25 protein-coding genes are annotated in these 25,063 nt (G+C 47.5%); 17 read left to right on the plus strand and 8 right to left on the minus strand.

Features of this window, described 5'->3' with window-relative positions:
* Positions 1 to 199 precede the first annotated feature (199 nt).
* From BCF53_RS00940 to BCF53_RS00965, 6 genes are all read left to right on the plus strand, one after another.
* Positions 200 to 832: a c-type cytochrome gene (locus BCF53_RS00940; RefSeq protein ID WP_132698945.1), complete on the plus strand. Its 633-nt coding sequence runs from the start codon at positions 200 to 202 to the stop codon at positions 830 to 832.
* 131 nt (positions 833 to 963) lie between these two features.
* Complete coding sequence (locus BCF53_RS00945) at positions 964 to 1,605, plus strand: thiol:disulfide interchange protein DsbA/DsbL (protein WP_132698947.1); 642 nt, start codon at positions 964 to 966, stop codon at positions 1,603 to 1,605.
* A 101-nt stretch (positions 1,606 to 1,706) separates the two neighbouring features.
* Positions 1,707 to 2,525 carry an endonuclease/exonuclease/phosphatase family protein gene (locus BCF53_RS00950; protein ID WP_132698949.1) on the plus strand — a complete coding sequence of 273 codons (819 nt, stop codon included), beginning with the start codon at positions 1,707 to 1,709 and terminating at the stop codon, positions 2,523 to 2,525.
* Between the two features lie 82 nt (positions 2,526 to 2,607).
* Positions 2,608 to 4,032 carry a GGDEF domain-containing protein gene (locus BCF53_RS00955; RefSeq protein WP_165901770.1) on the plus strand — a complete coding sequence of 475 codons (1,425 nt, stop codon included), beginning with the start codon at positions 2,608 to 2,610 and terminating at the stop codon, positions 4,030 to 4,032.
* Positions 4,033 to 4,059: 27 nt separating this feature from the next.
* Entirely contained in the window at positions 4,060 to 4,359 is a 300-nt protein-coding gene (locus BCF53_RS00960) for an MGMT family protein (RefSeq protein ID WP_132698953.1), read from the plus strand.
* Positions 4,360 to 4,405: 46 nt separating this feature from the next.
* Positions 4,406 to 4,903, plus strand: a complete 498-nt coding sequence (locus tag BCF53_RS00965; protein ID WP_132698955.1) for a GNAT family N-acetyltransferase — start codon at positions 4,406 to 4,408, stop codon at positions 4,901 to 4,903.
* A 66-nt stretch (positions 4,904 to 4,969) separates the two neighbouring features.
* Here the strand turns inward: BCF53_RS00965 and gyrB are convergent, their stop codons facing one another.
* From gyrB to dnaA, 4 genes are read right to left on the minus strand one after another with little or no spacing between them, the layout of a single operon-like run.
* Complete coding sequence (gene gyrB / locus BCF53_RS00970; protein WP_132698957.1) at positions 4,970 to 7,384, minus strand: DNA topoisomerase (ATP-hydrolyzing) subunit B; 2,415 nt, start codon at positions 7,382 to 7,384, stop codon at positions 4,970 to 4,972.
* Positions 7,368 to 8,477 (minus strand): DNA replication/repair protein RecF, encoded by a 1,110-nt coding sequence (gene recF, locus BCF53_RS00975; protein ID WP_132698959.1) that lies wholly within the window; start codon positions 8,475 to 8,477, stop codon positions 7,368 to 7,370. The genes gyrB and recF overlap by 17 nt, the downstream gene beginning before the upstream one ends.
* Before the next feature lie 16 nt (positions 8,478 to 8,493).
* A complete protein-coding gene (gene dnaN, locus BCF53_RS00980) occupies positions 8,494 to 9,600 on the minus strand; it encodes a DNA polymerase III subunit beta (RefSeq protein WP_132699464.1) in 1,107 nt (368 codons plus the stop codon).
* 26 nt (positions 9,601 to 9,626) lie between these two features.
* Complete coding sequence (dnaA, locus tag BCF53_RS00985; RefSeq protein ID WP_424511398.1) at positions 9,627 to 11,108, minus strand: chromosomal replication initiator protein DnaA; 1,482 nt, start codon at positions 11,106 to 11,108, stop codon at positions 9,627 to 9,629.
* A 185-nt stretch (positions 11,109 to 11,293) separates the two neighbouring features.
* On the opposite strand from dnaA, the gene BCF53_RS00990 reads away from it, so the two are divergent.
* The 6 genes from BCF53_RS00990 to BCF53_RS01015 all read left to right on the plus strand — a co-directional run bounded on the left by BCF53_RS00990 (position 11,294) and on the right by BCF53_RS01015 (position 18,586).
* The gene (locus BCF53_RS00990; protein WP_132698963.1) at positions 11,294 to 13,903 is read left to right on the plus strand and encodes a sensor domain-containing diguanylate cyclase; all 2,610 of its coding nucleotides are present in this window, start codon (positions 11,294 to 11,296) and stop codon (positions 13,901 to 13,903) included.
* 431 nt (positions 13,904 to 14,334) lie between these two features.
* Positions 14,335 to 14,469: a 50S ribosomal protein L34 gene (rpmH, locus tag BCF53_RS00995; RefSeq protein WP_083779514.1), complete on the plus strand. Its 135-nt coding sequence runs from the start codon at positions 14,335 to 14,337 to the stop codon at positions 14,467 to 14,469.
* Between the two features lie 26 nt (positions 14,470 to 14,495).
* Positions 14,496 to 14,873 carry a ribonuclease P protein component gene (gene rnpA, locus BCF53_RS01000; RefSeq protein WP_132698965.1) on the plus strand — a complete coding sequence of 126 codons (378 nt, stop codon included), beginning with the start codon at positions 14,496 to 14,498 and terminating at the stop codon, positions 14,871 to 14,873.
* A 142-nt stretch (positions 14,874 to 15,015) separates the two neighbouring features.
* Positions 15,016 to 16,692, plus strand: coding sequence for a membrane protein insertase YidC (gene yidC / locus BCF53_RS01005; RefSeq protein WP_132698967.1), 1,677 nt, complete (start codon positions 15,016 to 15,018; stop codon positions 16,690 to 16,692).
* 125 nt (positions 16,693 to 16,817) lie between these two features.
* Positions 16,818 to 18,176, plus strand: a complete 1,359-nt coding sequence (mnmE, locus tag BCF53_RS01010) for a tRNA uridine-5-carboxymethylaminomethyl(34) synthesis GTPase MnmE (RefSeq protein ID WP_132698969.1) — start codon at positions 16,818 to 16,820, stop codon at positions 18,174 to 18,176.
* A gap of 2 nt (positions 18,177 to 18,178) precedes the next feature.
* Positions 18,179 to 18,586 carry a (deoxy)nucleoside triphosphate pyrophosphohydrolase gene (locus BCF53_RS01015; protein WP_132698971.1) on the plus strand — a complete coding sequence of 136 codons (408 nt, stop codon included), beginning with the start codon at positions 18,179 to 18,181 and terminating at the stop codon, positions 18,584 to 18,586.
* Here BCF53_RS01015 and BCF53_RS01020 read toward each other — a convergent pair.
* Both BCF53_RS01020 and ribA read right to left on the minus strand, forming a co-directional pair.
* Entirely contained in the window at positions 18,579 to 19,487 is a 909-nt protein-coding gene (locus tag BCF53_RS01020; RefSeq protein ID WP_132698973.1) for an alpha/beta fold hydrolase, read from the minus strand. The genes BCF53_RS01015 and BCF53_RS01020 overlap by 8 nt on opposite strands.
* Before the next feature lie 178 nt (positions 19,488 to 19,665).
* On the minus strand, positions 19,666 to 20,277 hold the full coding sequence (gene ribA, locus BCF53_RS01025) for a GTP cyclohydrolase II (RefSeq protein WP_132698975.1): 612 nt from the start codon (positions 20,275 to 20,277) through the stop codon (positions 19,666 to 19,668).
* 129 nt (positions 20,278 to 20,406) lie between these two features.
* Here ribA and BCF53_RS01030 point away from each other — a divergent pair, with 129 nt between their 5' ends.
* Complete coding sequence (locus BCF53_RS01030) at positions 20,407 to 21,396, plus strand: NAD(P)/FAD-dependent oxidoreductase (RefSeq protein ID WP_132698977.1); 990 nt, start codon at positions 20,407 to 20,409, stop codon at positions 21,394 to 21,396.
* 5 nt (positions 21,397 to 21,401) lie between these two features.
* On the opposite strand, the gene BCF53_RS19505 is transcribed toward BCF53_RS01030, so the two are convergent.
* Positions 21,402 to 21,524 carry a hypothetical protein gene (locus BCF53_RS19505; protein ID WP_279389120.1) on the minus strand — a complete coding sequence of 41 codons (123 nt, stop codon included), beginning with the start codon at positions 21,522 to 21,524 and terminating at the stop codon, positions 21,402 to 21,404.
* A 269-nt stretch (positions 21,525 to 21,793) separates the two neighbouring features.
* On the opposite strand from BCF53_RS19505, the gene bamJ reads away from it, so the two are divergent.
* The 3 genes from bamJ to BCF53_RS01045 all read left to right on the plus strand — a co-directional run bounded on the left by bamJ (position 21,794) and on the right by BCF53_RS01045 (position 23,548).
* A complete protein-coding gene (gene bamJ, locus BCF53_RS01035; RefSeq protein ID WP_132698979.1) occupies positions 21,794 to 22,414 on the plus strand; it encodes a BamJ family beta-barrel-assembly machinery protein in 621 nt (206 codons plus the stop codon).
* 75 nt (positions 22,415 to 22,489) lie between these two features.
* Positions 22,490 to 22,882, plus strand: a complete 393-nt coding sequence (locus tag BCF53_RS01040) for a translation initiation factor Sui1 (RefSeq protein WP_132698981.1) — start codon at positions 22,490 to 22,492, stop codon at positions 22,880 to 22,882.
* Positions 22,883 to 22,915: 33 nt separating this feature from the next.
* Positions 22,916 to 23,548 (plus strand): UPF0149 family protein, encoded by a 633-nt coding sequence (locus tag BCF53_RS01045; protein ID WP_132698983.1) that lies wholly within the window; start codon positions 22,916 to 22,918, stop codon positions 23,546 to 23,548.
* A 51-nt stretch (positions 23,549 to 23,599) separates the two neighbouring features.
* On the opposite strand, the gene BCF53_RS01050 is transcribed toward BCF53_RS01045, so the two are convergent.
* Entirely contained in the window at positions 23,600 to 24,256 is a 657-nt protein-coding gene (locus BCF53_RS01050; RefSeq protein ID WP_132698985.1) for an outer membrane beta-barrel protein, read from the minus strand.
* 169 nt (positions 24,257 to 24,425) lie between these two features.
* Here BCF53_RS01050 and BCF53_RS01055 point away from each other — a divergent pair, with 169 nt between their 5' ends.
* Complete coding sequence (locus BCF53_RS01055; protein ID WP_132698987.1) at positions 24,426 to 25,052, plus strand: LysE family translocator; 627 nt, start codon at positions 24,426 to 24,428, stop codon at positions 25,050 to 25,052.
* Positions 25,053 to 25,063 lie beyond the last annotated feature (11 nt).

Below are 25,063 nucleotides of genomic sequence, written 5' to 3' on the forward strand. Positions count from 1 at the left end.
AAAGAAGACGTTTTAACCCGGCTTACACAACGCAACCACGGGTTATAGCCTATTTTCTGTAACCCTCTCGTTCTAAGGTCTTACATCATTGGCTGGGCAATTTCTTCTATAAAATGCTGCTACTCTATATACTACGAGCTTTTCGGGCGAACCAAGATTATGCCCTTCAGGACTATAAAACTAATAAACAGGTACAAGCATGAAGAAACTGATCGCAAGCATCTTGGTAATGGGTAGCTTCATCGGTCTGGCAAATGCTGCTGGCAATGCCGAGTCCGGACAACCCTTAACTGCCATTTGTTCAGCCTGTCACGGCGTCGATGGAAACAGTTTAACGGGAACTTTTCCTAAGCTGGCCGGTCAAGGAAGTAGCTATTTAGTTAAGCAGATGCAGGACATTAAAAGCGGTGATCGCGTCATCCTGGAGATGACCGGAATGCTGGACGCTTTTTCTGACCAACAGATTGAAGATATTGCAGCCTATTATTCTTCCCAGGCAGTACTGGTCGGTGAAGCCGATCCGGAATTGGTTCAGCTGGGTGAAGCTCTCTACAAAGCTGGTAACGCTAAAACCGGTGTACCTGCTTGTATTGGATGTCATGCACCGGACGGCAGTGGTTTAAGTCTGGCAACCTTCCCGGCATTGGGCGGTCAGCATGCAGACTATATCGAGAGCCAGTTAGTGAAGTTCCAGAAGGGTTACCGGGCGGATCAACCTTCTACCGAGGCCCGCATGAATGATGGCGATGCACAGATCATGCGATCAATTGCTTTCAATCTGAAAGATTTTGAGATCGAAGCACTGGCAAGCTATATCCAGGGGCTCCACTAGAATCTGATTCAGTGCCTGTTAATCTGCAGTAAATATAATGAAAAGCGGTAAGGGATGATCCCTAGCCGCTTTTTTTAGCGCCAAGGTTAAGGCAACATTTTTTGTCATTCGATTTAGAGGAAAATATCCCGATGTTTAAACGGTTTTTTGTAATTACGCTTTTAATTACAGCAGCTTCACTGATTCATGCCGAAGACTCCGCAAGGTATGTTGATGGTAAGCACTACACAACCCTGTCAACGCCTCTTAAGACCTCCTATCGTGGAGAGGAAATTGGCGAAATTATGGAATTTTTCTCATACAGCTGTATCCACTGCGCCCGTTTGGAGGCAAGCATTCCGGCTTTTCTTGAGCAAAAACCGGACAATATCCGCTTCACACAAGTACCCGTAGTATTTAACGAATACCAGAAGCCGGAAGTAAGGGCTTACTACGTCGTTGAGCTTCTGGGCTTGGGCGAAACAGCGCATATTCAGATTTTTAACGAGATTAATGTCAACCGTAACCGCATGAATACTGACGCTAAGTTTGCTGACTTTTTCACCCGCTTTGGCATCTCCAAAGAGGAATACATGAAGCAGGCTTATTCATTTGCCGTAAATGCCAAAATGAACCAGTCCATCATCCTGACCCGCGATAGCCAAATAACCGGTACGCCGTCTGTGGTTGCCAATGGTAAATACCGTATTGACTCCGGTGCTGTCGGTTCCAATGAAATGGCGCTGTATGCGGCTCAATGGGTTATTCAAAACGAGGCTGCTACGGCAGAGTAACCTTACTCTCCCCTGCATTATTCTTCACGGGTTCCCTCCATATAACGGCAGGGAACCTGCTAAACTGACAGTCGGATTCACAACTTTTCAGAAGTTACGTTATGCGATTATCAGGCTTTCAAAACAAACAGTCTGCCATTCATCTTGAGCCTTGGCACAACTTCATGCGTGAAAGTGAGTATGAAAGCAGTCACACGCTAAGGCTGCTCTCTTACAATATCCAGGTTGGAATTCATACCAGGAAGTTTCACGACTATGTGCTTAACGCCTGGCAGCATGTCTGGCCCAGCCATAAGCGCGAACACAACCTCGAACAGATCGCTGAGCTTATCCGTCACTTTGACCTTATTGCCCTGCAGGAAGTCGATGGTGGTAGCTTCAGAACCAAGTATGTAAACCAGATTCATTACCTCGCCAAGGCTGCGAATAAAGAGTACTGGCACCAGCAGTTAAACCGTAACCTGGGCCGTTTCGCTCAGCACAGCAACGCCATAATTGGCAATGTTAAGCCGATTAATGTCGATAACCACGCGCTTCCCGGGTTGAAGGGCCGTGGTGCCATAGCCTACGAAATTCAGTCTAAATCTGAGCCCGTTTTAGTCGTGGTTGCGCATCTGGCGCTGGGTAAGAAGACTCAGGATCAACAGCTGAAGTTCATCCATGACCTGATCAAACCATACGATAACGTTATTGTGATGGGTGATATGAATACCGACGTAAACCGGATTCTCAATCATACAGCTTTAAAAGACTGCAACTTAAAGGCCGCCCACAGCCATGCCACCTATCCAAGCTGGCAACCAACCAAATGCTTCGACCAGATTTTGCTGAGTAAGCATATCTCTGTGACTAAGATGGGAGTTCTGGACTTCAGGCTTTCTGACCACCTGCCCGTTGCACTGGAAATTGACCTGCCCTGACGCGGCTCAGCCTCTCTATTAATCAGAACTGCTTCGACTATACTTTCTTGAAGCTAATAATAATTCGATGAAGGAAACAATAATGTCCAATGAGCAGCAGCCATTGATTCGCGGTGCTCAGAGCTTAAGCCTGATGTTAACCGGCTATGATCGCGATATGGATGCCAAGCTTTCAGAGCTGCGCAAGACGCTTAAAGACAACGCTTTTAATCAGCAACGCTTTAATGAAGTTCTGCAAGAAGTCGAAACTGCATACGACAATATTGAAGAGTTAAAAAGCAAGGGCATAAAAACCTTCAGAGACACCCTGGATTCAATTCTCGATAAAAGCAACCGTGAGATTATTTCTCCGCTGCAGACTGAAAACCCCACCATCACCGATCTGTTAAGCGTTGCGGAGCCGTTGTTCAAAGAGCTCACCATCCTGGATGCCGCTGAACCCGACGGGGTAAGCGAGACAACCGATTTAGATGAGCTTCGGCTCAGGCTTACCAAGCAATTAAAGACCGTTTTGAAGACCTTATCGGCTATGAACATAGAAGATCAATCCTGTGAAAAGCTGATCAGTCAGCTTAAACAGATGCCTAGCTGGAAGGATCTGGATGTTATTACCGATGAAACGCTTTACTTAGTCCAGAGCCGATTAACCGAAGAAAAGAAGCAGTTTGAAGGCTATCTGGCTAAGGTAAACGCCAAGCTCAGCCATATCACCCAGATAGTAGAAACCGACTCTAATACACTGGTCGATTTAAAAGCATTAAACCAACAGTTCAATGAAAGTATCCATGATCAAATGCGGGAAGCGCGGCAGAAGATTGATGAAAAGTGCTCCGTTACTACATTGAAAGAGGAACTGCTGCAGTCTCTCGATAACATCGCGGACAGGCTTAAAGACTATCAGACCAATTACGAGTCAAAGCTCAATGATCTACAGCAAAGTAAAGAACAGATGAACATTCAGGTTCAGCAGCTGGAAAAAGAAAACCTGAACTTAATTTCTGAACTGAACAAAGAACGCAAGCTGAGCATGATAGATACCCTAACCCAGCTGCCCAACAGACAGGGCTTTAACACCAGGCTGGCAGAAGAGCTCTCAAGAGCTGACAGATACGGTTACACCACGAGCCTCGCCGTTATCGATATCGACTACTTCAAACGTATTAATGATCAGTACGGACACCTGGTGGGCGACAAGGTGCTGAAAATGATCGGTAAGGAAATGCGCCGCGTCTGCCGCGAATCCGATTATCTGGCCCGTTACGGCGGTGAAGAGTTCATACTGCTGCTTCCACAAAGCAACCTGGACGAAGCTTTTACAGCGGTGGAGAAGATTCGCGAGCACATTGAGAACTGCCCTTTTCATTTTCAGAATACACCGGTATCCATTACGGTCTCTGGTGGTGTCGCTGAGAGGCAGGCCTCAGAGCCTGTTGAAAAATGGATCAACCGGGCTGACACCAGTCTTTATGCCAGCAAAGGCAATGGCCGTAACCAAATTACGGCCTGATAGCTTTTTGGAGTCATTCGCCTGCTTATGCTCAAAGCTGATCAACAAGCCATCTTCTATCACACCCTCGCCTCTATTCCCGCTGGGCGCTATACCACCTATGGCGCGCTCGCTAAGCTCTGCCAGGTCCATGTAAGACAAATTTTGGCCTGGCTGAAGAAACTTCCGGACGATACGGATTTGCCCTGGCACCGGGTTATCAACAGCCAACACAAAATATCTAGTCACCCAAACTGCCATTTGCAGTATGAGCTGTTAAAGGACGAGGGACTGATTCCGGACCAGAGAAGTAAGTACGCCAAAGATTGGCTTTGGCCTTCGCACTAGTATACTTTTGCTTTTCTGAATCCACTCTAGAACCTACCTACCATTCATGACTATAGAAATCCGGCACCTTGAAACTCAGGATGAGAGCAGCATTGTCTCCATCCTAAACCACTACATCGAAAATACCGCCATCACCTTCGATACCGAGCTTTACAGTGTCGAAACAAGAAAGCCCTGGTTTAATCAATTTAAAAAGACCGGCAGACATCAGTGTCTGGTCGCTGTTTTTGATGGTCAGGTTGTCGGTTACGCCAACAGTGCACCCTTTCGCCCTAAGCGAGCGTACGACACCTCCATAGAGGTCAGCATCTACCTGAAGAATGATCTTGCCCGTAAAGGCGTTGGCTCTATGCTTTATACCGAGCTTTTTAACCGGCTCGAAGGTGAAGATGTTCACCGCGCTCATGCTCTGATTACTTTGCCGAACGAAAAGTCGATCAACCTACACAAAAAGTTTGGTTTTGAGGAAGTCGGTGCCTTGAGCGAGGCTGGAAGAAAATTCGAGAGATACCATACGGTGTATCTGATGGAAAAAAGGCTCTGAATGTTCCACGTGAAACAATCAGAGCCTTTCAGGGATTTTTAAGCTTAGCTGAGCGAAACAGCCGACTTAGTAGTCCAGATTTGAAACCGTTAGGGCGTTGGTTTCAATAAACTCGCGCCTTGGTTCAACATCATCACCCATCAGGGTAGTAAAGATCTTATCTGCCGCGATGGCGTCTTCAATCTTAACCTTAAGCATTCTACGAACCTCTGGATCCATGGTTGTTTCCCACAACTGATCCGGGTTCATTTCGCCCAGCCCTTTATAGCGCTGAATCTGGTAGCCTCGTTTAGCCTCGTTCATCAGCCAGCTGATGACCTCTTCAAAACTGGCCACCTCGTGCTTCTTGTCATTACGCTGAATGAAGGCACCCTCTTCTATCATGCCCTGCAGTGTGCGACCTAATTCAACGATGTCACGATACTCTTTACTCTCAAAGAAGTTTAAGTTGAACGAATAATCCGTTGTTAAACCGTGCTGTGTAGCCTGCGCCATTGGCAACCAGATATTTCGTTCCTCATCCCTTACGGCAGAGATCTGATACAGCGTTGACCCCTTACTAACCTCGGCAAAGCGATCATTGAGGGTTTCAATCCAGGCTGAAACCTCGTCTTCACTGGCAAAATCTGCCAAGGACAACTCCGGCATATAGATCAACTGCTCAAGCACCGCCTGAGGGTACACCCTGCTCATTCGCTCTATTTGCGATGTAACTGAGCGGTATTGATTAACCAGGGTTTCCAGCTGAACGTCCTGAATAGCAGGTGCAACCGGGCTGACAAACAGAGAGGTATTCTCGAGCGCCTGTGAAAGCAGGTACTGCTCTAAAGCCTTCTCATCCTTAATGTAGGTTTCCTGCTTACCCTTCTTAATCTTATACAGGGGCGGCTGTGCAATATAGACATGGCCGTTTTCTATCAACTCCGGCATTTGACGGAAGAAGAATGTTAGCAGCAGAGTACGAATGTGAGATCCGTCGACGTCTGCGTCGGTCATGATAATAATGCTGTGGTAACGCAGCTTTTCAATATTGAACTCTTCACGACCAATACCGCAGCCTAATGCAGTAATTAGGGTGCCCACTTCCTGGGACTGAAGCATTTTATCGAAACGTGCTTTTTCAACATTAAGGATCTTACCCTTCAACGGCAGAATGGCCTGCGTACGACGGTCTCTGCCCTGTTTGGCCGAACCCCCTGCAGAATCACCCTCCACTAGATAGAGTTCAGACAATCCCGGGTCTTTCTCCTGGCAGTCAGCCAACTTACCCGGAAGACCAGCGATATCCAATACGCCCTTACGACGAGTCATATCGCGGGCTTTACGGGCCGCTTCACGAGCACGGGCCGCGTCAATCATCTTGTTGACGACGATTTTGGCTTCGTTCGGGTGTTCCATCAGGTATTCAGAGAAGATTCTGGACATCTCCTGCTCAACCGCAGACTTCACTTCAGAGGAAACAAGCTTTTCTTTGGTTTGAGAGCTGAATTTAGGATCAGGCACTTTAACCGAGATGATCGCGGTTAAACCTTCACGGGCATCATCGCCACTGGTGGAAACCTTATGCTTCTTCAGCAGGTTTTCCTGTTGAATGTAGTTATTCAATGTACGGGTCAGCGCCGCCCTGAAACCCGCCAGGTGGGTACCACCGTCTTTCTGAGGAATGTTATTGGTATAGCAGTAGATATTTTCCTGATAGGTATCATTCCATTGCAGCGCTACCTCAACGCCAATGCCATCTTCTTCCCTTTCATAGGTGAAGTGGAATACGTTGTTCAGCGTCGTCTTGTTGCTGTTCAGGAAGGTAACAAACGCCCTCAGACCGCCTTCATAGTGGAAAGATTCCTCGGAGCCCGTTCTCTCATCAAACAACCGGATAGCAACGCCTGAATTCAGGAAGCTCAGTTCGCGTAACCGTTTCGCTAAAATATCAAAAGAATAAGAAATATTGGCGAAGGTTTCGGCTGAAGGCTTAAAGCGCACGCTGGTACCGGTTCGGTCGGTCTCACCCACCACTTTTAGATCTTCTACCGGTACACCGTGACGGTAATACTGTTCATGCACCCTACCAGCCCGATGGATGGTCAGCTTTAACTCTTCCGACAGCGCATTTACTACTGAGACACCCACACCATGAAGACCACCGGATACCTTATAGGAGTTATCATCAAACTTACCCCCGGCATGCAGTACCGTTAGAATAACTTCAGCGGCTGAGCGCCCTTCTTCCGGGTGCAAATCCGTTGGAATACCGCGGCCATCATCATCAACGGTGATGGATTCATCTGGATGAATAGTTACAGAAATACTGCTGCAATAGCCCGCCAGCGCTTCATCGATTGAGTTGTCGACTACTTCAAATACCATGTGATGCAGACCGGTGCCGTCATCGGTATCACCGATGTACATACCAGGTCTTTTGCGAACAGCATCCAGCCCCTTAAGTACCTTGATACTCGAGGAATCATAATTTTCTGTCATTATTCTCTCCAAGATTAAAAACCTTTGAAACAGACCCATGTTCCACGTGAAACATTCGAACCTGCTCAGGCTGTTGCCAGATTTTGACTAAGGGTGCGGATTCCACAGCCGTCATAAAAACCTGACAACCTATATTTTCTAATAACCGACATAACTTTTTGATATGACGCTCATCGAGTTCTGATGGTAAATCATCTATCAAAAAAATCGTTGGCTGGGTCACCTGAGACTGCAAGAGCGCGCTCTGAGCAATTTTTAAAGCACAGATCACCAGCTTTTGCTGCCCTCTAGACAAGACATCAACAGCGTTCAATCGATTAACTCTAATACGCAGATCGGCGCGTTGCGGGCCTGCCTGTGTATAACCTATTTTGCAATCTCTAGCCTTTTGCGATTCGAGAACGTCAGCAAGTTCTCTGGTCTTGTCCCAGCCGCGTGAGTAACTGAGTTCAACTGATTCTAAATCCGTCAGCTGGGATAAAATATCTTTAAAGACAGGGCTAAAGATTGCTAAATATTCCTTGCGAGCCTGATCTATCCGGACCGAGGTATCAATAAACCCCCTCTCCCAGACCTGCAATTCGGAACGGTCAATTTTACCAGATCGCAACAAGGAATTCCGATTTTTCAGGCATTTCTGAAAAAGCCGCCAATCCTCTAAAAACCCCTCGGACTCGTGGAATACCCCCCAATCCAGAAATTTTCTGCGGTCAGACGGTGACCCTTCCAATAAACTGAAAGTGCCTGAATAGATAAGCTGAGTGGGAACAGAATGCGCTAAGGTAGAGATTGACTGTACCGGCTTATGATTAATCAGAACCCGGTATTTTCCATTCGGCTCTCGGTGGTAAGATAAGCTGCCGAGATCTGTTAAGTCTCCGCTGACTTCGAGTGAATCGGCATCGAGACTGAGTGCGGTTCGGGTTCTTGCCTGGTTAAAAGACCGTGTCATTGCCAGCAAATGAACCGATTCAATAATTGAGGTTTTACCCGAACCATTTTCGCCAAAAAAAACATTGATCGTACCTGACGGTGACAGATCAATGCTTTCCAGGTTTCGAACGCCATTAATGGAAAGCGTTCTTATAGACACTTGTTAATCCTTCTAATTACAGACGCATCGGCATAACAACAAAGGCGGTGGCGTCGTCATCAAAGTCCGTTATCAGTGCGCTTGAATTAGCATCTGACAAGATGAATTTAACCTGTTCACCAGAGATCACGTTCAGTACGTCCAGCAGGTAGTTAACGTTAAAGCCAACTTCCAGCTCTGGCCCTTCGTAATCTACCTCTACCGTTACTTCTGCTTCTTCCTGCTCCGGGTTATTGGCTTTAACAATCAAATTACCGGAGGAAAGAATCAGCCGTACGCCACGATACTTTTCATTGGAAAGGATGGCGGCTCTGCTGAAGATAGACTTCAGCGTTTGGCGATCACCCACGACTTCTTTATCACCTCCGCGCGGAATTACACGCTCGTAATCCGGGAACTTACCGTCGACCAGTTTGGTGGTAAAACTAAAGTCACTGGTTGTGGCTCTTAAGTGAGTAGAGCCAAGGTAGATTTGAATCGTTTCTTCGCCGCCGGTCAGCAAACGGTTCAGTTCCAGAATACCTTTACGCGGAACAATAACCTGCTTCTTCTCAGCAGTATTAAGCCCCTCAACCTGGCGCGAACTCATGGCCAGTCGATGGCCATCGGTAGCAACGGTACGAACCATACCCGGACTTAATTCGAGCGACATACCATTCAGATAGTAACGGACATCCTGCTGCGCCATAGCAAAGCTGGTCGCATTGATCAGATGACCGAACTGCGCCTGAGGAATGGAATATTCTTCGTGATCCGAGCTCTTTTCGATACTCGGAAACTCAACGGCCGGCAAAGACGTTAAGGTGAACTTGCTTCTGCCACTGCTGACAATAACGCGCTCTGAATCCTGCTTAACGGTAATAATTGAATCATCCGGAAGCGAACGAACGATATCCAGAAACTTCTTTGCGGGTACCGTTATAGCTCCGGCCTCAGCCGGCTCTGAAAGCGTCACCCGACCTACTAACTCAACTTCCAAATCAGTGCCGGTTAACAGCAGTTCTGTTGCTTCTACTTCCAGAAGTACATTAGACAAAACTGGCAGAGTTTGTCGTTTCTCAACTACACCGCTAACCAATTGCAATGGTTTGATAAGTTGCTCACGAGCTAGTGAAAAGTGAATCATATAAAGTATTCCATCCGGTGTTATCAGGTGGTCAGGGTTCTTAACAAATTACTGTAGTCTTCACGAATATCCTGATTGGTTTCGCGAAGCTCTTTAACTTTTCTGCAAGCATGCAGGACAGTGGTATGGTCCCGGCCGCCAAAAGCATCACCAATTTCCGGCAGACTGTGCTGCGTCAATTCTTTTGATAATGCCATCGCGACCTGTCTTGGTCGCGCAATACTGCGGCTTCTGCGCTTGCTGTATAAATCTGAAATCTTAATTTTAAAATATTCGGCTACTGTACGCTGAATATTTTCAATACTCACTTGTTTATCTTGCAAAGCAAGCAAATCTTTAAGTGATTCCTTAACAAACGAAGTATTAATAGCAGACCCGGTAAACTGCGAGTTTGCTATTACCCGCTTCAATGCGCCTTCCAGTTCTCGCACATTGGAACGAATTCTTTGCGCAATAAAAAAGGCCGCGTCTGCTGGCAAATTAATTTTTGCCTGCTCTGCCTTCTTCATCAGAATAGCAACCCGTGTTTCCAGGTCTGGCGGCTCTACTGAAACAGTCAGTCCCCAACCGAAGCGAGACTTCAACCGGTCTTCCAGGCCGTCAATTTCCTTCGGAAAACGGTCACACGTTAAAATAACCTGCTGATTGCCTTCCAACAACGCGTTAAAGGTATGAAAGAATTCTTCCTGGGAGCGGTCTTTCTTAGCAAAGAACTGAATATCATCGATCAACAAGGCATCCAGCGAGCGGTAGAACTTTTTAAACTCGGCGATGGCGTTTAATTGCAGAGCTTTCACCATATCGGCAACAAAACGCTCAGAATGCAGATACACCACCTTTGCCGACGGATTCTGTTCAACTATTTCATTACCGATAGCCTGCATTAAGTGAGTTTTACCCAAGCCGACACCACCATAGATAAACAACGGGTTATAGGCCCCACCGCTATTCTCTGCAACCTGTTGGCTGGCCGCTAAAGCCAGCTGGTTGGATTTACCCTCTACAAAAGATTTAAAGGTGAAGGTTGGATTAAGGTAACTTTGCACCTTATTGCGGCCACGTTTAGAGCCTGTTGTTTGTACAACGGAAACATCTTTAGGCTTTGCTTGAGGGACATCGTCAATGACTGGCTGATTTGCAACCGCACCTTCATTCGCCGAAGGTGTATCGAACAGATCTCTGTGCCGCGGAGAATTAACGGCAACCGAGCGTGTTTGAGCAGTGACCACTTCTGCAGGTTTTGCAGCCGCGGTTCTTTTCGGTGCTTCAACCGTGCGTGCTGCACGTCGGGGTTTGCCGGAGATAATTTCAATTGCAATAGTGTCCTGGTAACCGAACTGCTCAGCAACGGTTTCAATTCTTTTGCGATACTTATCCTTTACCCAGTTAGCGATAAAACGATTGGGCGCAAGCAATACCAGACCATTGGCATCGGCATCCACACTTAAGGGTCTAAGCCAGGTATTGAATTGATGAGAAGGTAACTCAGAACGTAACTGTTCCAAGCATTGTTGCCACAAAGCGTCCTGCACTGGGACTCCGAAAAGCCAATAAAACGGCCAGACATTTTAACTGAGCCTCTGCTGCTATTCCACCCTGATCCACCACCACCACTGCGTAAAAACCTCCAAAAAATGCAATTAAACCCAGATCCACTACGCTTATGTAAACAACTCTGTCTGAACAATGTATGACCCCACTTCAATATCAGTTAATCCATACGATAATGACCAGCGAAACCATAGATGCCGGGGAACTGACCGAATCGGCAGAGCTGATCGTAACTTCTCTCATTTCAGGACTGGAAATAAAACGGGCAGGCATCTGGATTTACAAAGATCACCACAGGGCCACGTTAAAGGCCTGCCTGATCATCGACAGGCATCACCAAACAAGAGATAGCACGACAGAAATTACCCGAACGCAATACCCGGCCTACTTTAACGCCCTGGATGAGGAAATCCTTATCAACGCCAATAATGCCGCGACTAACCCCCTGACCTCTGAATTCCGCCATGGTTATCTGGATGTACTGAATATCCACTCTATGCTGGATGCCCCCATTAGAATTAATGGCAAAACAGTGGGCGTGGTTTGTTGTGAACATATTGGCAGTACAAAAGTCTGGAACGAAGATGACATGCTGTTTGCCAGTTTACTGGCGGATCAATTCGGTCGTTCCATGGCTGCGGAGGAGAAAATTTCTCAGTACCGGAAGCTGGTTGAAACCTCCCGGGCACTCGATGAGCAAACGGCTAACCTGAAGGCAATCCATACCAGCCTGAATAAATTCAGTTTAATCTCCAGCACTGACGTTAATGGTGTTATTACCGATATCAATGACAACTTTCTGACTGTATCGGACTACAGCCGGGAGGAAGTCCTGGGCAATACCCACCGTATTTTTAACAGCGATTATCATCCGAATAATTTCTTCGCGGAACTTTGGTATCAGATTACTCAAGGTGCTATTTGGCAGGGCAGAATTTGCAACCGAAAGAAAAACGGCGAAATTTTCTGGATTGATGCCACCATTTCACCGGTAAAAAATTTACTTGGAAAAATAGAAGGCTTTATTGGTCTTTACCATGAAATAACTCATGAAATAGATACACAAGTTCAACTGCAGGAAGCCGAAAAACTTTCTGGTTCCGGAAGTTTCAGATACAACCCGAAAACTGATCAATGGATGACGACTGAAAACTTCAAAAATCTATTTTCAATAGGTTTAAACCAAACCATCAGCTGGACTATTTTTAAAAATATTTTTAGCAAAAATGACTTTGAAAAATTTAAAAATTCAGTCTTCGGTTTATCAGAGAAAAGTCACTTTGAATTGATTGTTAAAACAACTTCATCACCCACGCTATGGCTACAGTTTACAGGTAAAAAACAGGGCTTATGGGTACTTGGAAGCTGCCAGAATATCAGTCAACGAGTAAAGCAAGATTACGAATTAAACCGAACCATTGCTTTTCAAAAAACAATATTAAACTCTGCAAATTTTTCTATTATTGCAACAACACCAGACGGTACGATCACTCACTTCAACAACATGGCAGAAAAGCTTCTCGGTTATAAACCGGATGAACTGATTGGCCAGTTAAAATCAGATATTTTTCATTTAAAAGAAGAGATAATCGACTACTCATCAGAGCTTGAAAAAAATTATAAACAGAAAATTACCGCTGGCATTGAAACGCTAATTTTTAAACCAAAATTAGGGATCGTTGATGAACGGGAATGGACCTACATAACCAAGTATGGAAAAACTTTTCCTGTATCCCTATCTGTTACCGCAATCTTCAATGATAAAGAAAAAATCATTGGCTATCTCGGCATTGGCAAAGACCTAACCAAACAGAAAGAAATAGAAAAATATTCAGCCCAGCTTAACAACATACTAGCAACCGCAGGCACCATCGCTTCATTTTCCGGTTTTTTATACGATGTTAATAAGGCAGAGTTTGTCATCACCAATGAACACTTTCGTGAACAGGTTTTACAGCCAAACCCTGATAAAACAATGATAGATTTTGCGGACATCCAGAGCCTGTTTGCAGAACCTCACAGAGAGACTATTGCCACAACACTGGAACAGGCAATCAGGTTTGGTACTGAGTTCGACATACAGGTCCAGCTGTCGACCGCTGCAAACGATCCGGGCAACTGGCTAAGAATAGCCGGTACTGCTCAATATGAAGACAACTCAATTACCTCTATTCTTGGATTTATCCAGAATATTACCGAACAGAAACAACTGGAGGAGAAGCTCTCTTCCCTGGCCCTGACGGATGAACTAACCAGCATTGCAAATCGTCGGTCATTAATGATCCAGTTAACAAATGAATGGAAACGCCATGCCCGTTACCAATCCTCAGCATCTGTATTAATTCTGGATATCGACCACTTTAAAGCTGTAAACGATCGCTTGGGCCATGACGCAGGTGACTATGCTCTCCAATGCTTTTCATTCACTGTTAAGGAACAATTAAGAGACTCAGACATCTTTGGCAGATTTGGCGGAGAAGAGTTTTTGATACTTGCGCCCAACAGCGAAGAATCCACAGCAGTCAAACTGGCCGAAAAAATCCGTAAATCAATCGCAACGTCCACTATGCGATACACCCCTCCATTCCAAAGCAATGCAATTGAAATCAGCATTACCGTAAGTATCGGCGTTTGCGGGCTGTCCGAACGTATCTCCTCACTCAGCAGATGGCTTGCCGCTGCAGACAAATCGCTCTATACCGCCAAGCAAACCGGGCGTAACCGGGTGGTGAGCTATCAAAGTTTATAAGCAACCCGGAAATTAACTGTTAATAACTATTGTATATACCTGTGATTAACCCTGTTGATTGAAACTTGGATAAATAAATGTGGATAAGTAAGGCTTTTATCCACCACTAATCAAGGGCTTAAACTCAGGATATACCCTAATTATTCGGAAGTTATAAATCACGTAAACTATTGTTTTATAAGGTTTTTTTGTTGTTACACACAGAAATAGGCCTGACTAATAAAAATAACTAAATACAAGAAAAAAAATATATAAATCTTTCTTAATTATTTTATTCAAAGAGAAAAAGATTGATTAAAAAAACGTCATTGATTTCACATCGATTATTCATTAGACTGCGCCGTCCAAATTTCATGGGGTAGGGTTTGTTAACCTTATTTCGTAATCAGCCTTGATTAGTATTAAGGCGACAACTGAACAGAGATCTGAAAATGAAACGTACATTTCAACCAAGTAATCTAAAGCGCAAGCGTAGTCACGGCTTCCGTTCACGCATGGCTACAAAAAATGGTCGTAAAGTATTAGCTCGTCGTCGCGCTCGCGGTCGTGCTTCTCTAAGTGCTTAATTCACTGAGAATTTGTAGCAGTGTCTTTGAAACCGTTTGGTTATCCTAAAGAATTACGTTTATTAAACGCCCGGGATTACCAGACGGTTTTTAATAAAGTCGATGTCAAAGCCCCCAGTGAACACACCTTACTGCTGGCAAGAGTCAATAATCTGGGTCACCCTCGCCTGGGTTTTATCTTTTCCAAGAAAAATATCCGGTTTGCTGTCCAGCGTAACCGCATTAAACGCATTACCAAAGATTATTACCGGCTCAATCGGCACACTCTTCCCAATATGGATATCATCATAATGGCGCGCAAAGGTGTTGATCAGCTGTCTAATGATGAAGTTCGTTCCATGCTGAAAAAGCAGTTTAATAAACTGGCTAAACGGGCTTCTAAGCTTACAACGATAAATAACTGATCTATATCGGAATATCGTCTTCCAGACCGGATTATCGCTGGCCAAAAGTGGCATCGACAGGTACCATTTCCGCGCTTTTTTGTATTAAAAAAAACGATCTGCCATCGGGTATTTTCGTTATCCAATTAACTGGAAATAATTTATGGACGTACGTCGAATTTCTCTAATTGCCGGCCTGGCGATTGTGTCTTACATCATGATTTTGCAATGGTCGAAAGATTACTCCTCTACGACCCCTGTGGAATCGTCTGTTGAAGCTGTTTCAGCTATAGAGGCTGGCAGCAGCTCTGTGGCCAGTGAGGTTCCGCAAGGAAATTCAGCGTCTGCAGCGCCCACCAGCGATACAGACTCCGCTACATCCCAGCTGATCTCTGTAAACACCGATACTTTCAATGTTGAAATTGATCTCAATGGTGGTGATATCACCCTGGCTTCACTGCCGAAGTATCCGAATGCGCTGGCGACCCCGGACGTACCCTTTAAGATTCTGGAGACCCAGGCCCGAACCTACATTGCACAGAGTGGCCTTGTTGGTGAAAACGGCATAGACCAGGGTGGACGCGCTCTGTATAGCGCCAGCCAGCAGCAATACAACCTGGCTGAATCTGAAGATTCCCTGGATGTTGTGCTCACCTACAGCGCTGATAATGGCCTGGTGGTCAATAAAGTATTCAGCTTTACCCGCGACAGTTATGTAATTGATGTTCGCTTCGAACTCGTCAACAACAGCAGTGAAACACTGCGTACTAACCTGTTTGCACAGCTGAAGCGCGATTCTTCAAAAGATGACAGCAGCAGTGGCGGTGTGGGTAAACGGTCTTACCTGGGCACAACCTTCTCTACATCTGAGCATTCCTATGAAAAGGTTTCGTTTAAAGATTTAGACGATGAAAACTTTGCCGAAAGCAGCGTTGGTGGTTGGGTAGCGATCATTCAGCACTACTTCCTGTCGGCATGGGTACCACCGGCCAATGATCAGAACAGCTTTTATGGTCAGAAAGGCGGTAGCGGCTATTACTATGCCGGCTATCAATCACCTACGGTAACGGTAGGCCCGGGTGAGGAAGCGACTATTGCCAGCCAGCTGTATGTTGGCCCTAAAGACCAGGAAGCACTGAGCGCGCTGGCCGAAAACCTGGAAAAGACAGTTGATTTCGGCATGTTGTGGTGGGTGGCACAGCCATTGTTCTGGCTGCTTAAGTTTATCCACGGCATCGTGGGTAACTGGGGTTGGGCGATTGTTCTGCTGACTTTGACCGTTAAGATGTGTCTGTACCCGTTAACGGCTTCTTCATACCGCTCTATGGCCAAGATGAAGAAATTCACGCCTAAGATTCAGGAACTGAAAGCCCAGTTTGGCGACGACCGCCAGCGCATGAGCCAGGAAATGATGAAGCTTTATCAGAAAGAGAAGCTGAATCCACTGGGTGGCTGCTTGCCAATGTTGCTGCAAATGCCGGTGTTTATTGCGCTGTACTGGACACTGATGGAATCGGTTGAATTGCGTCAGTCCCCTTTCATTTTCTGGATTGTTGACCTGTCTGTTAAAGACCCATTCTTTGTATTGCCGCTGTTGATGGGTGCATCCATGTTCTTCCAGATGCAAATGCAACAGCAGCCAACGATGGACCCAATGCAGGCTAAGATCATGAAGTTCATGCCGGTCATGTTTACCTTCATGTTCCTGTGGTTCCCGGCGGGTCTGACCCTGTACTGGTTGTCCAACAACCTGATTACCATTACCCAGCAGTTCATTGTGAACAAGGGTATTGAGCGGTCTGAAGCAAAAGAGAAAGAACAGGCTAAGGCCAGCAGTTAAGCGACTGCCCTTACGTGAAAGAAAAAGCAGGCTTTGTCTGCTTTTTTTATGTCTAAAATTCGCTTGTAGATAAGTATTAAATAACTCAAAGTGAGCCTTTATCTATCGAGGCTTAAGGTGGTTCATTGATTTCCAAGGATACGATCGTCGCGGTGGCAACCGCACCCGGCCGCGGAGGTGTGGGTATTATTCGTGTTTCCGGGCCTGCTGCGCAGGATGTCGCCCGCAAGATTCTGCAGTTGGACCCTAAACCCCGCTATGCCCACTATGGTGGCTTTTATGATGCGGATGCCGGTTTAATTGACGAAGGTATCGCGCTGTATTTTCCGGGGCCAAACTCCTTTACCGGTGAAGATGTCGTTGAATTTCAGGGTCATGGTGGTCCTGTTATCCTGCAGATGCTGATGGATCAAATCACCGGGCTGGGTTGCCGGGTTGCAAGGCCCGGGGAATTTTCTGAACGCGCCTTCCTTAACGATAAGATGGATTTAACTCAGGCTGAGGCGATCGCCGATCTGATCGATGCCAGCTCTAAAGAGGCGGCCCGCTCGGCGGTTCGCTCCATGAAGGGCGACTTCTCCAATAATGTGCATGACCTTGTGGATAAACTGATTCAGTTACGGATCTATGTCGAAGCTGCCATCGATTTTCCGGAGGAAGAGATCGATTTTCTCTCCGATGGTAAGGTTGAGGCCGATCTGAAAGCCGTTGCTGCTCAACTGCAGAAGGTAAAAGCCACGGCTAATCAGGGCCAGCTCATGCGTGAAGGGATGCGTGTTGTTATTGCTGGACGCCCCAATGCCGGTAAGTCCAGCCTGTTGAATGCCCTGGCGGGCCATGAGCGGGCCATCGTTACCGATATTGCCGGTACCACACGGGATGTGCTCAAAGAACATATCCACATCGACGGTATGCCATTGCACCTGATCGATACCGCCGGCCTGCGTGACGCACCGGATGCTGTGGAAAAGATTGGTGTTGAGCGTGCCTGGGAAGAAATCGAAACCGCTGATCGTATCCTGTTTCTGGTCGATGGCAGCGAAAATGCAGAAACGGACCCTGCAAAGATATGGCCCGATTTTGTCCACCGCCTGCCGGATCACGCTAAGATCACGGTGGTGCGCAACAAGATTGACCTGTCAAATGAATCTCCGGGTATTGCAGAACAGGGGACTCCGGTCATCCGAATTTCCGCTAAGAACCGCCTGGGTATTGATGAACTGAAGGCTCACCTTAAGCAGATTATGGGCTTTGAAGGCCTGCATGAATCCGGCTTTATCGCCCGTAAGCGCCATTTGGATGCCTTAACTGTGGCGGAATCGGCATTGAGCAATGGTCTTACGCAATTGACAGAAAATGCCGCCGGTGAGCTTCTGGCAGAAGATTTAAGGGCGGCTCAGAATGCCCTGAATGAGATAACCGGTGAATTCAGCTCGGATGACTTACTTGGCCGTATATTCGGCAGTTTTTGCATAGGGAAATAACCATGGCGCTACCTGCTTATGATGTCACCGCAGCGGTTATTGAGCGCGATAACAAGGTCTTTTGTGCGCGGCGGGCTGCTCATAAGGATTTAGCCGGTTTCTGGGAGTTTCCCGGTGGCAAAATTGAGCCCAGTGAGTCGTTTGTCGGCTGCCTGCAGCGTGAACTGAAAGAAGAGCTGGGTATTGAAGCAAAGGTGGAGAAGTACTTGATGACCACTACGCATCAATACCCGGATAAACTCATCAGGCTTTATGTATACCGGGTTGCCTGGCTTACCGGAGAGCTTACCTGCAGCGACCATGATGAAACCTGTTGGTTGCCGGTTGCACGCCTGAGAGAGCTGAAGTGGGCACCGGCGGATCTGCCAATCCTGGACTATTTGGCCAGTGATTCACGGACCACTAAATAGATTCGTTAATCACCAGATCACGGATATCCTGCCAGATATCCACAGCATTGATTTCATTCACCAATTCATGCCGCGCCTGTGGGTAAACCTTAAAGGTCTGCAGGTTTAAACCCTGCTTTTTAATCTGTTCCGCCAGTATCGAAACTCCACGACCAAACTCACCTACCGGATCATCTGAGCCTGATAACAGGTGTATCTTTAATTGTTTGGGCCACAGACTTAGGTTGATAGCCCGCATTCCACCGATGAAATCATTCCAGAATGACAGTGTGCATGAAAAGCCGCAAAACGGATCCAGCGTGTAGGCTTCTACCTGTTCCGGGTCACGGCTGAGCCAGTCATAGTCGGTACGGTTGGGTTTAAATTTACGGTTGAAGCTGCCAAAGCTGAGCCAATCGACCAATTTGCTGGTCGAGGTCTTTCCCTTAAAAGTTATTAACAGCTTAATCAACAGCTGGGAAACGAACAGTTTAGGTTTATCCACGCGGTTGCTGCCGCAGAGGATGACCTGATTGAGCTCGGTGTGATGGGTCTGAATATAGTTCTGTACCAGGAACGAGCCCATGCTGTGGCCGAGCAGCGTGATGGGCGCCTCGGGCAGTTCTTCACGGGTGAATTCAAGCGTCTTGTGGATATCTTTAACGACGCGCTGCCAGCCATCGGTTTCGGCAAAGAATCCGAGTTCCTGTTCCTCACAATCCATACCGTGCCCGCGCAGGTTCAGGGTCACCACGGCAATATCCTGTTCGGTCAGCCAGTCTGCCATCGGTGCATAGCGTTCGCTGTATTCTGCCATGCCATGAACGATAACCAGAATCTGGTTGACTCGCTTCGGCCGCCAGACACGAACCGGTATTTCATGACCATCGTCGGCAAGCAGGAATTCTTCAAGATATTGCATGCGGTTCTCTGTATAGATTTAAATTAATGTACAGGCTAAATACAGCTATTTCACGCCTTGTTAAAAGGATATTCACAGCTTATCCAGTCATTGTATAAACCAGCCGGATTAAAATGCTGTTTAACCAAGTTTTTACTTTATCTTCAATTAGACGCATTTATCTGCAAAATAGCGTATTTTAATCGTTTTTATCGATAATAATTTTATGCTGCTGTTGCTCTACTTTGGCCTTCAGGTAGTTGCTGTTGAACTTATTCACATATACACCGGTGTTTACACATTCCGTCACGGTGATGCCAGCTTGGTTCAGCTCTTTGGTTTTATGAGGGTTATTGGTGAGCAGCCGAATTGTGGATATTTTTAGTGCTTTGAGCATCTCAATGGCGGGGGTAAAGTCGCGCAGGTCATGATCGAAGCCAAGCAGCGCATTCGCTTCATAGGTATCGATGCCTTTATCCTGTAAAACGTAGGCATCCAGTTTGTTGTACAGACCAATACCCCGGCCTTCCTGTCGCAGATACAGGATGACGCCACCCTCTTCTGCCATTCGCCGCTGGGCTTCATGCAGCTGCTCGCCACAATCGCAGCGCAGTGACCCAAAGACATCTCCGGTCAGGCATTCCGAGTGGATACGCACCAGAGGTGACGGCTGTTTTTCAGGTTCACCGTAAATGATAGCAATGTGTTCTTTATCGTCTGACAGACCATTGAAGCTGATAAAACGCGTGTTTACAGGTTTGTCGATATTGGGCACCGGAACGGTAACACTGGCCCGTTTTTCTGCGGTCATACTGTTTCCATATTGAATAACGGTAAGTTCAGGAGTTTAAGTTTAAAGTAATTTCACCAGAGAATTATCACTTTATTTGCTTTACTAACAGCAATGAAATAGTCGATACGAAGCAGGCGGGCAATTTCGATGGCTGAATTTGCAGTAATTGGCGGCGGTCTGGCAGGTACAACTTTAGCGAATTCTTTAAAGGGTGCCGGCCATCTTGTCGCAATATTTGAAAAAAACGATGAATGCGGCGGACGCTTAGCCTCACATATTGCCGATCAATGGCAGGCTGATATCGGCACTCAGTATTTCACGGCAAAAACTGAAGAGTTTCAACAGCAGGTGGATCAATGGCAAGCGCATGGCCTGGCCCAGGTTTGGCCGGTAGAGCCCTGGATTTACGAATCGGAAGAGCTGAAACAGAGTTCTAAAAAATCGGTGGTCCGCTATGTCGGTACGCCGGCGATGACGTCCTTGATCGAGCCGCTGGACGATGACATTCAGGTGTATACCCAAACCCGGATTGACCGGTTGGACCGGCACAACGGGAAATGGCGTCTGTGGGATGCCAACGGCGAACACTTCGGCTTTTTCGATGCCGTACTTATTACCGCGCCAATGGCACAAACCATGGCCTTGTTGCCACCTTCCCATCATCTGGGCTATTCAGCGCGTCATACGGTTATGAAGCCCTGCTGGAGCTGTGCGATTACTTTTGATGCAGCGCTGGCAATCGATGTTAATGCTGTGTTCTGCAACAACGGCATTGTCAGTTGGGTTGCCAGGGACAGCAGCAAGCCACAGCGGAATTCAGCGCTTGAGACCTGGGTGGTGCATTTTTCAGCTTCCTGGACCAGCAATCACCTTCAGGCGACAGAAGATCTGGTGATCAATCAGTCGCTCAACTTTCTTGGCCAGATCGCCACGCAAGCCTTACCGCCGGTGAAAGATGCCTACAGCCATTGCTGGTTGTATGCGATGAACAGTGCAGCGTCGAAGGCGATGTCACTGTGGGATAAGCAGCAGAGAATCGGCATTGCCGGTGACTGGACTATGGGAACACGGCTGGAGGATGCCTGGCTGAGTGCCCAGCGTCTGGCAAAAGAAGTTATCCACAGCGGAGAGTTTTAAATCTATCAGGCCGTCATGAACAGCAGGAACAGGCAAAGGGTTAGCATCAGGCCCTGAGCAACACCCAGAAAGATTGTGGTTTTTGAATGTTGTTTATCGTCGGGCCGACCGGTGGGTAGACGGTTCATCGATTAATCCTGCGGTGTACTGTATTCGACTAAAGTCTAATGAAAGGCGGGTGTTGGTCAAATAATGATCGTCCCGATTATCGGGTCTAATTGACAATCACCACCGGAAGCCACAGAGCGCAACGCTCTGCCGCTGGGCTAAAAATGTTTAGATTTGTACTCTAACCAGGCATTGACGGTACAGCGGGTTGCAAGGCTGAAAAATGCACGCCCGGCAGGATGTGTTACACTTCGCGGCCAAATTAATACCAGCCTGAAACAGGATTTTTATGTCTAAATACGATACCCCGGAATTACGAGTCAGCTACGGAATTGGTCGCCAGATGGGTAACCAGCTTCTTCAACAGCCTTTCGAAGGCCTGAGTATTGAAGCGGTAACTGAAGGTGTTATGGATGCCTTCAATCAGGTTGCAGACCCGATTAACCCAATGGATATGCAACAGGCTTACGAAGTGATCCGTGAGCGTCTGGCAGCGGCTCAAGCTGAAAAAGAAAAAGAACTGGCTGGTGAAGGTCAGGCCTTCCTGGAAGAAAACGCCAAGCGTGACGGTGTTGTGACCACTGAATCCGGTCTGCAATACGAAGTGATTGCTTCCGGTGATGCTGCAGGTAAGAAGCCGGCAATCAACTCCACGGTTAAAACTCACTACCACGGTACGTTGATTAACGGTCAGGTGTTCGACAGCTCTGTTGAACGTGGTCAGCCGATTGAATTTGCAGTGAACGGTGTCATCCCTGGCTGGACAGAAGCGTTACAGCTGATGGTTCCCGGCGACAAGTGGAAGCTGTATATCCCTCATAACCTGGCGTACGGCGCTCAGGGTGCCGGTGGTGCGATTGGTCCTTACCAGGCGCTGGTATTTGAAGTGGAATTGCTGGATATCGTTTAAGTTCAGCACCCGGGGTTCATTCGGCCGTGCCGGTGAGCCCGTCTCATCCTGACGCATTAGGACGACTGATCAAGCATGGCTCAGAAAAAAGTGAATGGCCTGGCTGGCCTGGACTCCCTATTCAGCAATAGCTCCCGTGTATACAGTACCGAACAGGGCCGAATCTGCCCGCAGTGCGATCAGCCTGTTGATGACTGTATCTGCCGGCAAGCGGCAGTGCCTGAAGGCGATGGTATTGTCCGGCTGAAGCGAGAAACCAAAGGTCGAAAGGGTAAAGGCGTTACGCTGGTTGAAGGTGTATTGCTGGCTCCGGATGATCTCAAAGTTCTGGCTAAAGAACTGAAAACCAAAGCCGGTACCGGCGGTACGGTGAAAGACGGTGTTATAGAGATTCAGGGCGATTGCCGTGATTTGCTGTTTAAAATACTGTCTGAAAAAGGCTACCAGGTTAAGAAAGCCGGTGGCTGATACGTTTTATCAATCATATTTCTAGGGAAATCTATGTCTGACCCTTGGGTAAAAAGCCTCAGCTATCGCCAGGCGCTGGACGGGCTTACACAACGTTTTGCTGAACTGAAACAGCAAGACCGCATTGCTGCAACGGAGCTCTACCCTGCTCTGGAAACCATCGATGGCTATTTGTTTGCCATTAACAGCGCACCGGCGGTTATTTCACCGACAGAATGGCTGGGCGATTTGCTGCCGCTGATTCAACTGCCGGATGAGCAGCCGGGGGATTCAGTAAACATGCTGATTTCCTATCAGCTGCACAGCAAGGCACGCATGGAACAGCAGAAGTACGCCTTGCCGGACGAAACCGACCCGCTGAAGGCCATCACTGCCGGCAGTGTTCTGAACAGTTTCAGCCATGGCTATGAGCGTGGTTACAGCCGGGTAAATTCGCTCTGGTCGGCGATGACGCCGGAAGAGTTGCGCCAAGAGCTTGATACACAGGTGTTTGCGCTGACTTTCTTTACCAGTACAGACAATGCAAAAAAATACATCAGTGATAAAAACCTGAAGCTGCGCCCGGATCAACTGGCGGAGCAGATTTTGGCTAACCTGCCAAAAGCCGCCGATTTGCATGTGCGGTTGGGTATGGCCGTTGCTGCCAGCCGGCAAACATCACACTGAATGCATGGCGGTTAAACCGCCATTTCTATTGAAGAGTGTCCCTCTGAGGCCTTAAAACCGCCAACCCAGCGATGCTCTTACATCATAAGCAAAGACATCACCGTCGAAATTACCCAGGTCTTCCAGATAATCTTTAATGGTTGAAGGGTCGCGATAGGTAGCGGCCAAATCGAAGGTTAAGGTATCGGAGTTATAACCAAAGCCGGCGCCAACATAGTAGCCGGATAGTTCTCCGTTATTGGCAGAGTCGCCGGAATCGGTAATTTCAGAAACCGACCAGCCCGCCATCAGGTAAGATTTTGAACCGTAACGACCGACCCCGGGCCCGGCTTTTACGCCCAGCTCAAAACCGGATTGATACACGGTATCGTCAAAATCGACATTTTCTTCATCAATGCTGGTCACCAGAGGCATAAAGAAATAGCTGCCGGTGGCGGCAAACCAGTTGTGGTTGTATTCCGCATTGATACCGAAACCGAGAAACAGGTACAGATCGTCGTCTGTCGACCAAGCCTGAAAGCGGCTGTCTGCTCCGATGATAACGCCACCCAGTTTGGCCAGTTTTTCCGGACCGTGACAGTGATACTCACCGGTTTCGTGGTCGTCGTGGCATTCGTATTTATCCAGCGCACCGATATCGGCAAGGGTCACCGCAGAAAGGCTGCTGAGTGCGATGGTACTGAGGCAAAACTTGAGTCCGGTTTGCATGTTTGATCTCCCAAAAATCGTTATATAAGCGTAATCTTATCCCACCAGGGGGGCTCAATGCGCCCCTGTACGGCCATTTGCCGAGTGAAAAGTGCAGACGGCGGGCCGTTAATAAGCCTGGAACTGCTGATATACTTCGCTGCCCTTCGGTCTGAACAAGGAAAGATTCATGCTTAATATGACACTGCTCGCTGCTTTTATACCGACCTTCTTATTCGTCTCCTTTACCCCGGGTATGTGCATGACGCTTTCTATGACCCTGGGCATCACCATTGGCGTGCGCCGCACCCTTTGGATGATGATTGGCGAACTGCTGGCGGTGGGTCTGGTTGCTGTGTCAACGGTGGTTGGTGTAGCGGCTATTCTTATGCAGGTACCTTGGGCGTTTACGGTGTTTAAATGGCTGGGTGGTTTGTATTTGCTGTGGCTGGGTTATCAGATGTGGCGCTCACGGGGTAAGATGGCTATTCCCGATCGCGTTGAAGGCGAGCGTGGCAGAGCATCCAGAAGCGCGCTGTTCGTGCAGGGGTTTGTTACGGCCATTGCTAATCCGAAGGGCTGGGCGTTCTTTATGGTGCTGTTGCCGCCCTTTATTGATGAATCCTTACCGCTGGCGCCGCAGTTGTTGGTGCTGGTGGTTATAATCCTGTTTATTGAATGGATTGCCCTGATGACATACGCCACCGGTGGCCATTCCCTGAACCGAATATTGCAGAAATCATCGAATGTGCGGCTGCTGAATCGCATTGCCGGCAGTCTGATGGCCGCCGTTGGGGTTTGGTTGGCGCTGGGTTAAATATGTTTTAA

The sequence above is a fragment of the Reinekea marinisedimentorum genome, assembly GCF_004341165.1.
In the GTDB taxonomy this organism is placed as follows: domain Bacteria; phylum Pseudomonadota; class Gammaproteobacteria; order Pseudomonadales; family Natronospirillaceae; genus Reinekea; species Reinekea marinisedimentorum.